Source organism: Acinetobacter sp. N1-1 (genome assembly GCF_056711485.1).
In genome coordinates this window covers 1,670,223-1,682,329 of the sequence record NZ_JBWXUO010000012.1, presented here as the reverse complement: position 1 = coordinate 1,682,329, position 12,107 = coordinate 1,670,223, and the positions used below count along the sequence as shown (strand labels likewise).

Genomic DNA, 12,107 nt, shown 5'->3' with positions numbered 1-12,107 from the left:
ACACGAATGGCGGTAAATAAGCGAGGGTTGGCAAAAGGACGTGGCTTAGATGCACTGCTTGGATCAATACAAAAAGAAAAGTTAAAAATTGAAGAGCAGGCGCACGATCAAGGTCAGCTTAAAGTAGTTGATGTAAATTTACTCCAAAGAGGAATATATCAGCCACGCCGTACCATTCGTGAAGAGGAACTTGTAGATCTCTCTGCATCTATAAAAAAGCATGGGGTGATGCAACCTATCGTTATTCGTCCTGTAAATGATGGGCAACACCCCTATGAAATTATTGCAGGCGAGCGTCGTTGGCGCGCAGCTAAAATAGCAGGGTTGACTGAAATTCCTGCAATAGTTAGAAATCTTAATGATCAAGTGGCAATAGCCTTGGCACTTATTGAAAATATTCAACGTCAAGACTTAAATCCAATTGATCAAGCTTTGGCATTACAGCGTTTCCATGATGAATTTGGTTTAAGCCATCAAGAAATTGCTGATACTGTTGGTAAAGCAAGAACAACGATTAGTAATTTATTAAGATTACTTACTTTACAAGAGTTTGTGAAAGACCTTATGCAAGAAGGTGTGCTGGATATGGGGCATGCACGCGCAATTCTTACATTGAAAGCGAAAGATCAAGAGAAAATTGCACAAATTGTTGTAGATAAAAGCCTTTCAGTTCGACAAACTGAACAGTTGGTTCGTGAGTTTAATAACCCAAAAGAAGCCCATCAGAATAAATCTATCTCTGCCGATATTGAGCAGTTGACACAAAAATTAACCGATCGATTTAATGCGAACGTAAAAATTGATCATAATAAGCATGGAAAAGGTAAGTTAGTTATTCACTATCATTCTTTAGATGAACTTGATGGTATTCTAAATATTTGCTTGGCGGAAGATTAATCTTTCGCTTTATTTTGGTTGGGGTTATTTTATGTGGGAACTGATTCGAGCAGGTGGTTGGTTAATGCTGCCATTATTTATATGTTCTATTATTACAGTAACTGTAATTGTGGAGCGGTTTATTCGATTGCGTTCAGCCATAATTCTTCCAAATAAACTGAAACTTGCAATACAAACAAGTCCGCAAATGGTCGCACATTTGTTGCAGCAAAATTATCAGCATGCTAATAGTACCTTAGGGCGTATTCTACTGGCAGGAATTAGAAGCCAATCTGAAACAGAGCAGTTTGCGAAAGTACAAATGCAGTGTACTGCTTCTGATGAAATTCAATCCTTAGAAAAAAGAGTGAATGTTTTGGGTACAATGAGTGCTGTTTCTCCATTATTAGGATTGTTGGGGACTGTTGTTGGTATTATTGAGGCATTTTTAGTGATAGATGCAGGGACAAATATTAGCCCTACATTAATGATTCCAGGAATATCAAAAGCGCTTATTGCAACAGCAATGGGAATGGTCGTTGCTATTCCTGCATTGATTGCTTATCGGTATTTTCAGCGCTTAGTAAATGACTATGTCATAGATCTTGAAAAACAAGCTTCTTTATTCCATGCACAACTATTTTATAGAAAAGCAAGTGACATTTATGATAAGTCACTGGATAACTAAATAATGAAGTTTAAAAGAAGAGCGGTTAATGATGTCGAAATTAACTTAACTCCACTGATTGATTGTTTGTTGTTTATATTGGTTTTTTTATTGTTAACAACAACATTTTATCAGCAAAGTCGTATTAACTTAACTTTGCCAGATGCACAAGGCGTACCTGAAAAGCAGTATGATCGTAAAATTGAAGTCATTATTGATGCAAAGGGTCACTATACTGTAAATGGTCAGTCTGTACCGACAAAAGATATCTCTGATATTTCATCGGCAATAAAAAAGGCTGCAGAAGGAAAACATGATGCGATGTTCGTGATTACAGCCGACGCACAATCAACGCATCAAGATGTAATTCGTGTTATGGATGTTGCAGGGCAACTTGGTTTTGTAAACATCAATATCAGTACCAAAATGCCGACTTGAGGTTATTCGTGAAACAAGATTTTCAGATTTATTTTCGCTTACTTGCTTACCTGAAACCTTATTGGGGATATGCAATATTTGTTCTTATTGGTTTTGCATTAAGTGCATTAACTGAAGTTTCTATCGCTAAATTATTAGAATTCATCATTAATGCAATTCAACATAAAAACCATAATGAAACGTCATTATTTCCATTTTTAATTATTTTACTTATTTTTGTTAGAGGTGTTGGTTCATTTCTAGGTAATTACTTTTCAGCAGTAATTTCTAGAAATCTAATTTTTACAATCCGTGAACAAGTTTTCTCAAAACTCTTGCGTCTACCTACGAATTATTATTTAGAAAACTCAAGTGGGCATATTACATCAAAAATTCTATTTAATATTGAACAGCTTACAGCAGCATCTTCTGAGTCTTTACAGACGATTTTAAAGGAAGGTTTTATTACGATTGGTTTGCTTTCATATCTATTTTATCAGAATTGGCGTTTAACAATGATAATTATTCTTGTTGCGCCAATAATTGGATATGCAGTAAGAAAAGCTGGAAAACGTATGCGTAAGCTTTCTTTGCAAGTCCAAGAGAAAATGGGTGATGTAAACCATGTGGTTCAAGAATCAATCCTTGGACAGTCAGTTGTGAAAAGCTATTGTGGGCAAAAATTAGAAGAAAGAAAATTATATTATCATTCACTTGAAAGCCTGAAACGTGGGTTGAAGCTTTTGGTGGTTAATGTGCTAAATACCCCTGTAGTGCAGCTTATTATGGCATTTTCTATGGCCATTATTATGTGGTTAGCATTACGCCCAGAGATTTTAGGTAATACTTCTGCTGCTGAGTTTGTATCATTTATTACTGCTGCGGGTATGTTGAGTAAGCCAATTCAAAATTTGACTACAGTAAATGAGAAGTTACAAAGAGGGTTAGCTGCAGCCCATTCAGTATTTGAAGTTTTAGATCTTCCAGAAGAAGAAAATAAAGGAACACTTAAGCCAATACTGAACGGCAATATCCGATTTGAAAATGTAAGTCTAGTTTATCCAGATGGTTCGAAAGCTATTCACAATTTCAATTTAGATGTAAAAAAAGGTCAAACAATTGCGCTAGTTGGTCGTTCGGGTGCAGGTAAATCATCACTTGTAAATTTATTGCCGAGATTTCAGGGTTTGGCCACGGGTAATATTTATTTTGATGATCAAGCGATTGATAGTATTGAGTTAAACTATTTGCGTAGCCAAATTGCAATGGTAAATCAGCAAGTATTCTTATTTGACCGTACAGTGAAAGAAAATATTGCATATGGTCAACTAGAAAATGCTTCAGATGAAGATGTTATTGCAGCAGCAAAAACAGCCTATGCGCATAGTTTCATTACGGAGCTTCCAAATGGCTATGAAACAAAATTGGGTGCGCAAGGTTTAAATTTATCTGGTGGTCAGCGTCAGCGTATTGCAATTGCACGTGCTATTTTGAAAAATGCACCTATTCTTATTTTAGATGAAGCAACAAGTGCATTAGATAATGAGTCTGAACATTTTATTCAACGTGCTTTTGAACAAGCGATGCAAGAAAGAACGACAATTGTAATTGCACATCGATTATCAACAATTGAAAATGCCGATGTTATTGTTGTTATGGATCATGGTTGTATTATCGAGCAAGGTACTCATGAAGAATTGCTTGAAAAGCGTGGTGCATATTATCAATTGCACCAACGTAATTTTGAGGAATAGTATAAATGTCATTGGCGCAAAAGATACAAGAGGCTTGGAACAATCAGTCAAAGTGGTTGGTACTTTTGCGTCCTTTGTCTTGTTTGTATGGGTATGCCTTCAACCATAATAAGCAGCGCTATCTATTAGGGAAGAAAGATATCTATACTGCGCCTGTACCTGTCATGGTTATTGGTAATATTACAGTTGGTGGCAGTGGGAAAACCCCTTTATTAATCACACTTGTTAAGTACTTACGTAAAAAGAATATTAATGTAGGTGTGATTAGTCGAGGCTATGGAGGGAAAGGTCCTTTTCCCACGATTGTTCAGCCAACAGATACCGCACAACGTGTTGGAGATGAACCAGCATTAATTGTAAGTCTAACAAATATACCTATGGCAGTTGGAGCAAATCGTCAAAAAAGTATTGAGCTATTACTGGAAAAATATCCAAAATTAGATCTTATTATTAGTGATGATGGGTTACAACACTGGGCATTAGGTCGCCAATTAGAGTGGATTGTTTTAGACTGTAAGCGAGGGTTAGGAAATGAAAAACTTTTACCTGAAGGTTTTTTAAGAGAGCCTAAACAACGCTTAGAAAATAGTACAGTGATTCAACATTTTCCTGTAGTTATGCCAAATGTTGAGTTAAGTATGTATCTACAAGTTGGGAAGCCTTATTGTTTAAATAAGTCAAATGCTGTTTTTAATACGAAGCAAAAATTTCATGCAGTTGTTGGTATTGGTTACCCTGAAAGATTTTATCATAGCTTGCAGGAATGTGGTGTATCTAGCTTTACGAAACATGCTTTTGCTGATCATTATGACTATACAGTACATGATCTAGAATTTGAGGATAGTCTTCCAATTATTACAACAGAAAAAGATGCAGTAAAAATTAAATTGTTGCTGAGTGAAGCCATATCTAGAAAAAGAGAAATATGGGTTTTACCTGTTGAGGCTGTACTTTCTACTGCCTGTTATACTCATTTACAGCAACAACTAACTCAATTAAATATTCAAATTTAGATAAAGGTTCTGATGAAACACATTGTTATTCCAGCACGCTTTGCAAGTACACGTCTTCCAGGTAAGCCTTTATTACCAGTACATGGTAGAGCAATGATTTTACGTGTAGTAGATCAAGCAAAAAAGGTAGAAGGATTTGATGATATCTGTGTTGCAACAGATCATCAACAAATTGTAGATATCTGTCGTGCAGAAGATATTGATGTTATTTTAACTAAATCATCACATCCATCTGGAACAGATCGTTTAAGTGAAGTTGCTAAAATTAAAGGATGGAGCGCAAGTGATATTGTAGTGAATGTGCAAGGTGATGAACCTTTGTTACCAGCTAAACTGATTCAGCAAGTTGCTATTTTACTTGAAGATAAACCTCATTGTTCAATGGCAACACTTTGTGAAAAGATCTCTGAAATAAGTGAGTTTCAGAGAAATAGTATTGTAAAAGTGGTTAAATCTAATCAGAAAGAAGCGCTTTACTTTAGCCGAGCAACAATTCCATATGAGAGAGATGGGAAGCATGAATTACATAAGCATGCGTTGCGTCATTTGGGCTTATATGCCTACCGAGTAAAACTTTTACAAGAATATGTAACTTGGCAACAAGGCGATTTGGAAAAATTAGAATCTCTTGAGCAATTACGTGTCCTTGAAAATGGTCATCGTATTGCGATTGATGTTGCCCAAGAAAGCTTGCCGCCAGGTGTAGATACTCAGGCAGATCTAGATCGTATTAATGCGATGGATATATCAGTGTTTTCACAATAAACTGAGAGAAGATGTCAGAGAATTTCTTTAAACAAAATGAAGTATATCCATGGCAGAAGCCTGTTTGGGAAATGCTTGTCAATAGATTTCCCAATGTGGGGCATGGCATCTTATTTTATGGAAAATTTGGTGCAGGCAAGATGGATTTTGTCCAGCACTTCGTCGCATGGGTTTTATGTTCGGATAAACAACAATATAGTGCTTGCGGTAAGTGTGTAAGTTGTCAATGGTTGAAATCTGATACGCATCCAAACTATGTATATATCTCGAATGATGAAGATAGTAAAAAAAATAATAATCAAATTAAGATAGAAAAAATACGAGATTTACAACCTTTTGTTCAACAAACGGTAGATGGATGGCGGGTTATTGTTATACAACCTGCAGATGCATTAAATATTGCCTCTGCTAATGCACTGTTAAAGACATTGGAAGAGCCTGGAGAGCGTGTTTTAATTATTTTAGTTACTCAGCATTTTTTGAAGTTGCCCGCAACTATTCGTAGTCGATTACAGCGATATGCTTTAGATCGTATTTCAATGCAAGATGCAAAAAAATATATGCAGGATCAAGACCAAAGTTTAAGTGAGCAACAGGCAAATCTTTTATTAAATTTATCTAATGATATGCCACTACAAGCATTACATTTTAAGGATGAAATGTGGGTAATGAAACGTCAATTGTTTTTGGATGATTGGAATTCGCTTGTAGAAACGAAAAATATGCTTATGAAATATTCGACAAAATGGAGTAAGGAGCTTAGCTTTATTGAATTTGAGCAAATGTTTGACTATTTGTTGGTAGACCTTGTTGCAATCAAATTGGGACAAAAAATACGTAATATTGATTTGGATTTTCAAAAAATTGCGACCTATTACACATTAGAACAACTGTTTAATATTTATGAAACACTACAAAAAGCTAAGCACTATACTCAACAGAATGTTCAAGCACATTTAATTATTGATGATCTATTTGTATTACTGTTAAATGTAAAATAGACTATATACTTTGTGGTTTATTTATTTTTATTGGGGAAACTATAATGCAAACAGGTATGGGTGGAATTTTACAAGTTAATATTACAGACCGAGCAATGCTACAGGCGAGTTATATGCCATTCATTGTAGATGGTGGCTTATTTGTGGCTTCGAAGCAGGAAGTAAGGCTTGGTCAAGAGTGTTTTGTGCTTGCAACATTACCTGAGCGAAAGCAGAAAATTCCTTTAACGGGAAAAATTGTCTGGATTAACCAGAGACAGACAGGTCTAAAGCCACAAGGTTTTGCAATTCAACTTTCTGGAGACAAAGGTGTTTATTACAAGGCGGAAGCTGAAAAGCTCTTAGCAGGCAGAACAACGCAAATGAGCTATACAATCTAAATAGACGGAGCATATATGTTTACAGATACCCATTGTCATTTAACTATGTTGGATTTAACTCCTTATAATGATAGTTTGGATGAAGCACTTGCACAAGCAAGACAAGCTGGTGTGACAAAGTTTATGGGCATCTCTGTCGATATAGATGATTATATTGCACTAGATAAGATTGCATGCCGTCATGATGATGTTGGCTATAGTGTGGGGGTTCACCCTTGCGAAGATCCAGCGGTTATGAAGCGTGCTTCTGTTGAATATTTAGTTCAGCTCGCTACAAATGACAATGTATGGGCATTGGGTGAAACAGGGCTAGACTACTATCATAGTCAAGATTTTGTTGACGAGCAAAAAGCTTGTTTTGCTCGCCATATACATGCATCACAACAAGTTGGTAAACCTGTTGTGGTACATACAAGAGCATCACGTTCAGATACCTTAGATATTATTCGTGCAGAAAAATCTGAGCATGGGATTTTGCACTGTTTCACAGAGGATTTATCGACTGCAAAAGCAGTACTAGATAGTGGATATTACGTTTCTTTTTCTGGCATTATTTCATTTAAAAATGCCCAAGATTTAAGAGATGTTGCAAAGCATATACCATTGGATCGTCTTCTCATTGAAACCGATAGCCCATATTTGGCACCTGTTCCTTTTAGAGGGAAAAGTAATGAACCTAAATACGTGCCACATGTCGCAGCGGCCCTTGCAGCAGTGTATGGTTTAAGTAAAGAAGAAATTGGTCAAATTACCACACAAAATTTTGAAAATTTATTGAAAAGAATATAAATACTATACAGATTGCAGGGTTTAAGATGGATCGGCAAACTCAGTTTCAGGAAAGAGAAGTTACTATTTTTCGGGTGGCTGAGAAAATTTTATTAGAAAATGGGGAAACAGGATTTACCCTTGATCTCCTTGCAGCTGAATTGGATATTGCAAAAGGTACACTATATAAGCATTTTAAAAGTAAAAATGAATTATATATGTTGCTACTTTTTGCTTATGAAAAAAGCTTATTAGCACAACTTATTGCCCAAGAACATAAAAAGTTTTCAGAAAAAATTGAGTTTTTTGTTTTATATCATTTAAATAACTCGGAAAAAACGGTGTTGTATCATTTGCTAGAAGAGAAGCTAGCGACTAGCACAATTGGGTTGCAAAATTTATTTGCAAAGCTATATCAGATACGTAAGCAGCGTTTAAAAATGATATTACTTTCCATAGATGTTTATTTGGCAGAAGAGCAAAGTAAAGTATCTTCAAGGGATTATATTGCATTGGTTTGGTCTTTAGTCTATGGTGCATCCATGTTACTAAATTCTAGCTTTTATCAGCGATATCTAGGATCCAGAGAAACGCTTAAAAAAGCATATGTTAAGCAAGTTTTAGAGATTCCTAAAATACATCGCTAAATCAGTTTATGATGATCGAAATCTATCTCTTAGGAAAAATATAAAAATTCATTTATAATAATGAATTGTTTTACACGATTGAGTGAGGGTGTTGAGCCATGTTAATTCGCAAGCTATTTAAATTTGAGAATGCTCATATTGTTCGAAATTGTACCTCAGATCGTTGTAAACGTTCGATTCATGGTCATAGTTATAAAGTAGAACTTTTATTAAAAGCACACAGATTAGATCATGGTCAGATGGTATATGATTTTGGCTTATTGAAAGGTGTTATTAAAGATCTTTTTGATAGCTTTGATCATGCAATTTGCTTCTGGGATAAAGACAGTAAAGAGTATATTCAAGCATGCCAACAGTTTAGTGCAAGATGGGTAAGCTTGCCTGTTTCTCCATCTGCAGAACAGTTTTCACGTATTTTCTTTTATTTAGCACAACAAGTGTTGAATGCTACCAAAACCCAAAATGGTGAAGGTGATGTTGAAGTGTATTCCGTTATCGTACATGAAACAGATACAGGATATGCACAGAGCTTTATTGAAGATATTGAAAATGCACAAATGGGCATATTGAGTTTAAATGAGATTCAGTTTTCAGAACAAATCCAAGTAGAGTGGAATGACCCTGAAATGTGTGAAAAGTTAAAAACTGGTCAAATATTTAATAACCCTGAAGTTGAACTTCAAGTACAAACATCATAAATTTATAGGTATACGGTTTTTCAATGTCATTGACGCAACAGCAACAACAGAAGTTAGATAAAGTACAACTAGAGCCGCTTTGGAAAGAGGCGCTACAAGATTTTCTAATTGGTCCTAAAATGGATCATTTACGCCAATTTTTGTTAGAAGAAAAAAAGGCGGAAACTGTTGTTTATCCACCAAGCCATCTTATTTTTAATGCATTGAATTTAACGCCACTAAATAATGTGAAAGTTGTTATTTTAGGTCAAGACCCATATCATGGGCCAAATCAAGCACACGGTTTGAGCTTTTCTGTGCAAAAAGGTATTGCTATACCACCATCTTTGCGTAATATTTTTCATGAACTCAATACAGATTTGGGGGTGGAACCATCAAAACATGGCGATCTTACGAGCTGGGCTAACCAAGGTGTATTATTGCTAAATAGTGTTTTAACTGTTGCAGCTGGACAGCCCACATCACATCAAAAACAGGGCTGGGAAGATTTTACAGACTATATTATTGATATACTTAACGAGACAAAAGAGAATATTGTATTTATTTTGTGGGGTGCTTATGCTCAGCGTAAAGGGCAGCGTATTTTACGAGACAAACATCTTGTTTTAACGGCTGCACACCCATCTCCTTTAGCAGCAAATCGAGGCGGGTTTTTTGGCTGTAAAGTATTTTCAAAGACAAACAGCTACCTTGAAAAAAATAATATGCAACCTATTTGTTGGCAGCTAGATATATGATAAAAGCCATAGAATTGTGTCATTACCATAACGACATTTTGGTCGAAAAGCATATTAATGGTTGGGTGACGATTCGTTTAAATCGACCGAAAACCTTACATGCACTAGATATTTCTTTAGTTACGGCACTTACACAAATTTTTACTGACTTCCAATATGATGAGCAGGTAAGTGCAATATGGTTTGATTCAACAACACCAAAGGCATTTTGTGCAGGTGGTGATGTTAGAAAACTAAGACAGCTCATACTTGAAGATGATGAGATTAGTGCAGAAAGCTTTTTTGAGAAAGAGTATGCATTAGACTTGCTGTTACATAGCTATATTAAACCTATTGTTGTATGGGGTGAAGGTTATGTAATGGGTGGTGGGCTTGGTTTGTTTATGGCAGCACCATTTAGGCTTGTTACGCCTAACTCTCGTCTTGCAATGCCTGAAATTAATATTGGTTTGTATCCAGATGTTGGTGCAAGCCGTTTCCTTGCAGATAGAGGCTCAATTGGCTTATTTACTGGGTTAACAGGCTCTATTATGACATCGGCAGGTGCATATGCAATTGGCTGGGCAACACATATTTGTGAGGCAAGTAGGGAAGTTGTACTGAATAAGCTTCTAAATATTTGCTGGGAAGACTATCCTGCTGGAAAGTTTAGAGCATTAGATGATGTTCTAAATAGTATGCACTGTCCTGTTGCTGTTGGGCCATTACAAAGTTCATTGGACGCAATACATATGGTTTGTCGTGGGCATCATTTTGAACAAGACTATGACGCTATTGTTGGCTTAAGTGAAGCAAGAAGTGATTGGCTAAGGCAAGCAAGTGAGAACCTACAAAAAGGATCTCCTGCAACAGTTGCTATTACTTGGTTATTGTGGAAATGGGGGCGTCAAGGGCACTCATGGGCTGAAGTTTTTGCTTTAGAGAAAGAAATTTCTGCATGGAAGATTAGACATTTAGATTTTGTAGAGGGTGTTCGAGCACGTCTTATAGATAAGGATTTATCTCCTCAATGGCAAGCAATTAAAGAATATACACTTATGGGTATTCTTGCTTCGTGTCCACCTGTGACTACGATTGAAAGTTGGAATACTCTGCTAAAGCAGTACGATATTATTTAATGAACGAAGAGTTTAGTGTAGAAGATTTTCAGTGGATGCAGCTTGCTTTTGAGCAAGCAGAAATTGCTGCAAATAGTCAGGAAGTTCCTGTAGGTGCTGTTATTGTAAGTGAGCATAAGCTACTTGGCATAGGCCGAAACCAACTGATAACCTCTCATGACCCTACAGCACATGCTGAAATTCTTGCAATTCAAGATGCTTGTAAGAATATTCAAAATTATAGATTACCTAAAGATGCTGTGCTTTATGTGACATTAGAGCCTTGTACGATGTGTGTTGGTGCACTGATTCATGCAAGAATAAGTAAAGTTATTTTTGCAACCCCTGAGCATAAAGCAGGTGCATTAATAAGTGCTCGGGCTTTATTAGATGAAGGTTATTATAATCATAAATTTGATTTTCAATATGGGTGTATGGGGCGAGAGTGTTCTACACAACTTAGTAATTTTTTTAAAATGCGCCGTGAACATAAGAAACTAGAACGGAAAAAATAATTTTTTATTATTTAGAATAGCCTAAGTATTTTGGAAATAGAACTTATGACAACACATATTATTACTATTGATGGTCCAAGCGGATCAGGTAAAGGAACACTTGCTGCAAAAATAGCGGCTCATTATCAATATCACTTACTTGATTCAGGTGCATTATATCGCCTTTTAGGTTTGGCGCTAGTGAAAGAGAATCGTTTAGATACTTTAACTGATGCAGAGAATTTAAAAATCTGTATTGAAATTGCAAAAAGCTTGGATATTCAGTTTAATCCAACAGAACAAGGGGTACTTGTAGTCTTAAATGGTGAAGATGTAACAAAGCTAATTCGAACTGAACAAGTGGGTGAATATGCATCTAAAGTTGCAGTTGTTCAGGAGTTAAGACAGGCTCTATTAAGCCGTCACTATGCTTTTGTACAAACACCAGGTCTTGTTGCAGATGGTCGAGATATGGGAACTGTAGTATTTCCAAATGCAATTGCAAAGATATATTTAACAGCATCTGCCAAATCTCGAGCAACACGTCGATATAACCAGTTGCAGGGAATGGGTATTGATGCTAAAATATCTGCCATTTTAGCCAACATAGAAGCTAGAGATAAGCGAGATACGGAGCGTGAAGTCGCGCCGTTGAAGCCAGCTTCAGATGCATATATCATTGATAGTTCAGAACTAACTATTGATGAAGTGTTTCAAATCATGAAGCAATATATCGATAGCTTGTTAGCGTAACGAATTAGTTTGTATACTGCTCGATCAGTAACTTAGTAGA

Annotated in this window: 15 protein-coding genes; all 15 read left to right on the top strand. The window is 36.1% G+C overall.

Translation table 11 applies throughout. The features are described 5' to 3' along the window. Positions 1-6: 6 nt before the first annotated feature. The 15 genes from AC1MPL_RS08340 to cmk all read left to right on the top strand — a co-directional run bounded on the left by AC1MPL_RS08340 (position 7) and on the right by cmk (position 12,067). A complete protein-coding gene (locus tag AC1MPL_RS08340; protein WP_479765379.1) occupies positions 7-897 on the top strand; it encodes a ParB/RepB/Spo0J family partition protein in 891 nt (296 codons plus the stop codon). A gap of 31 nt (positions 898-928) precedes the next feature. Beyond that, on the top strand, positions 929-1,564 hold the full coding sequence (locus AC1MPL_RS08335; protein WP_479765378.1) for a MotA/TolQ/ExbB proton channel family protein: 636 nt from the start codon (positions 929-931) through the stop codon (positions 1,562-1,564). Between the two features lie 3 nt (positions 1,565-1,567). Beyond that, positions 1,568-1,981 carry an ExbD/TolR family protein gene (locus AC1MPL_RS08330; RefSeq protein WP_479765377.1) on the top strand — a complete coding sequence of 138 codons (414 nt, stop codon included), beginning with the start codon at positions 1,568-1,570 and terminating at the stop codon, positions 1,979-1,981. An 8-nt stretch (positions 1,982-1,989) separates the two neighbouring features. Then, positions 1,990-3,714, top strand: a complete 1,725-nt coding sequence (gene msbA / locus AC1MPL_RS08325; protein WP_479765375.1) for a lipid A export permease/ATP-binding protein MsbA — start codon at positions 1,990-1,992, stop codon at positions 3,712-3,714. Positions 3,715-3,719: 5 nt separating this feature from the next. Further along, positions 3,720-4,727 (top strand): tetraacyldisaccharide 4'-kinase, encoded by a 1,008-nt coding sequence (gene lpxK / locus AC1MPL_RS08320; RefSeq protein WP_479765374.1) that lies wholly within the window; start codon positions 3,720-3,722, stop codon positions 4,725-4,727. Between the two features lie 12 nt (positions 4,728-4,739). Then, complete coding sequence (gene kdsB, locus AC1MPL_RS08315) at positions 4,740-5,492, top strand: 3-deoxy-manno-octulosonate cytidylyltransferase (RefSeq protein WP_479765372.1); 753 nt, start codon at positions 4,740-4,742, stop codon at positions 5,490-5,492. An 11-nt stretch (positions 5,493-5,503) separates the two neighbouring features. Then, complete coding sequence (locus AC1MPL_RS08310; protein ID WP_479765370.1) at positions 5,504-6,493, top strand: DNA polymerase III subunit delta'; 990 nt, start codon at positions 5,504-5,506, stop codon at positions 6,491-6,493. Positions 6,494-6,537: 44 nt separating this feature from the next. Beyond that, a complete protein-coding gene (locus AC1MPL_RS08305; RefSeq protein WP_479765368.1) occupies positions 6,538-6,873 on the top strand; it encodes a PilZ domain-containing protein in 336 nt (111 codons plus the stop codon). A gap of 15 nt (positions 6,874-6,888) precedes the next feature. Further along, positions 6,889-7,662 carry a TatD family hydrolase gene (locus tag AC1MPL_RS08300; RefSeq protein ID WP_479765367.1) on the top strand — a complete coding sequence of 258 codons (774 nt, stop codon included), beginning with the start codon at positions 6,889-6,891 and terminating at the stop codon, positions 7,660-7,662. A 26-nt stretch (positions 7,663-7,688) separates the two neighbouring features. Then, positions 7,689-8,288 carry a TetR/AcrR family transcriptional regulator gene (locus AC1MPL_RS08295; protein ID WP_479765366.1) on the top strand — a complete coding sequence of 200 codons (600 nt, stop codon included), beginning with the start codon at positions 7,689-7,691 and terminating at the stop codon, positions 8,286-8,288. Positions 8,289-8,386: 98 nt separating this feature from the next. Next, positions 8,387-8,986, top strand: coding sequence for a 6-pyruvoyl trahydropterin synthase family protein (locus AC1MPL_RS08290; protein ID WP_479765364.1), 600 nt, complete (start codon positions 8,387-8,389; stop codon positions 8,984-8,986). A 23-nt stretch (positions 8,987-9,009) separates the two neighbouring features. Next, positions 9,010-9,723 carry a uracil-DNA glycosylase gene (gene ung / locus AC1MPL_RS08285; RefSeq protein WP_479765362.1) on the top strand — a complete coding sequence of 238 codons (714 nt, stop codon included), beginning with the start codon at positions 9,010-9,012 and terminating at the stop codon, positions 9,721-9,723. Next, positions 9,720-10,841: an enoyl-CoA hydratase/isomerase family protein gene (locus tag AC1MPL_RS08280; RefSeq protein ID WP_479765361.1), complete on the top strand. Its 1,122-nt coding sequence runs from the start codon at positions 9,720-9,722 to the stop codon at positions 10,839-10,841. The genes ung and AC1MPL_RS08280 overlap by 4 nt, the downstream gene beginning before the upstream one ends. Then, on the top strand, positions 10,841-11,335 hold the full coding sequence (gene tadA, locus AC1MPL_RS08275; protein WP_479765359.1) for a tRNA adenosine(34) deaminase TadA: 495 nt from the start codon (positions 10,841-10,843) through the stop codon (positions 11,333-11,335). Before AC1MPL_RS08280 ends, tadA begins: the two co-directional genes overlap by 1 nt. 45 nt (positions 11,336-11,380) lie before the next feature. After that, positions 11,381-12,067, top strand: a complete 687-nt coding sequence (cmk, locus tag AC1MPL_RS08270; RefSeq protein ID WP_479765358.1) for a (d)CMP kinase — start codon at positions 11,381-11,383, stop codon at positions 12,065-12,067. Positions 12,068-12,107 lie beyond the last annotated feature (40 nt).

Bases quoted from the DNA above. Each gene is read 5' to 3' on its own strand.
- AC1MPL_RS08330 (WP_479765377.1), top strand. From the start codon at position 1,568: ATGAAGTTTAAAAGAAGAGCGGTTAATGATGTCGAAATTAACTTAACT.
- cmk (WP_479765358.1), top strand. From the start codon at position 11,381: ATGACAACACATATTATTACTATTGATGGTCCAAGCGGATCAGGTAAA.
- AC1MPL_RS08280 (WP_479765361.1), top strand. From the start codon at position 9,720: ATGATAAAAGCCATAGAATTGTGTCATTACCATAACGACATTTTGGTC.
- kdsB (WP_479765372.1), top strand. From the start codon at position 4,740: ATGAAACACATTGTTATTCCAGCACGCTTTGCAAGTACACGTCTTCCA.
- AC1MPL_RS08335 (WP_479765378.1), top strand. From the start codon at position 929: ATGTGGGAACTGATTCGAGCAGGTGGTTGGTTAATGCTGCCATTATTT.
- AC1MPL_RS08300 (WP_479765367.1), top strand. From the start codon at position 6,889: ATGTTTACAGATACCCATTGTCATTTAACTATGTTGGATTTAACTCCT.
- AC1MPL_RS08295 (WP_479765366.1), top strand. From the start codon at position 7,689: ATGGATCGGCAAACTCAGTTTCAGGAAAGAGAAGTTACTATTTTTCGG.
- AC1MPL_RS08340 (WP_479765379.1), top strand. From the start codon at position 7: ATGGCGGTAAATAAGCGAGGGTTGGCAAAAGGACGTGGCTTAGATGCA.
- AC1MPL_RS08310 (WP_479765370.1), top strand. From the start codon at position 5,504: ATGTCAGAGAATTTCTTTAAACAAAATGAAGTATATCCATGGCAGAAG.
- lpxK (WP_479765374.1), top strand. From the start codon at position 3,720: ATGTCATTGGCGCAAAAGATACAAGAGGCTTGGAACAATCAGTCAAAG.
- AC1MPL_RS08305 (WP_479765368.1), top strand. From the start codon at position 6,538: ATGCAAACAGGTATGGGTGGAATTTTACAAGTTAATATTACAGACCGA.
- tadA (WP_479765359.1), top strand. From the start codon at position 10,841: ATGAACGAAGAGTTTAGTGTAGAAGATTTTCAGTGGATGCAGCTTGCT.
- ung (WP_479765362.1), top strand. From the start codon at position 9,010: ATGTCATTGACGCAACAGCAACAACAGAAGTTAGATAAAGTACAACTA.
- AC1MPL_RS08290 (WP_479765364.1), top strand. From the start codon at position 8,387: ATGTTAATTCGCAAGCTATTTAAATTTGAGAATGCTCATATTGTTCGA.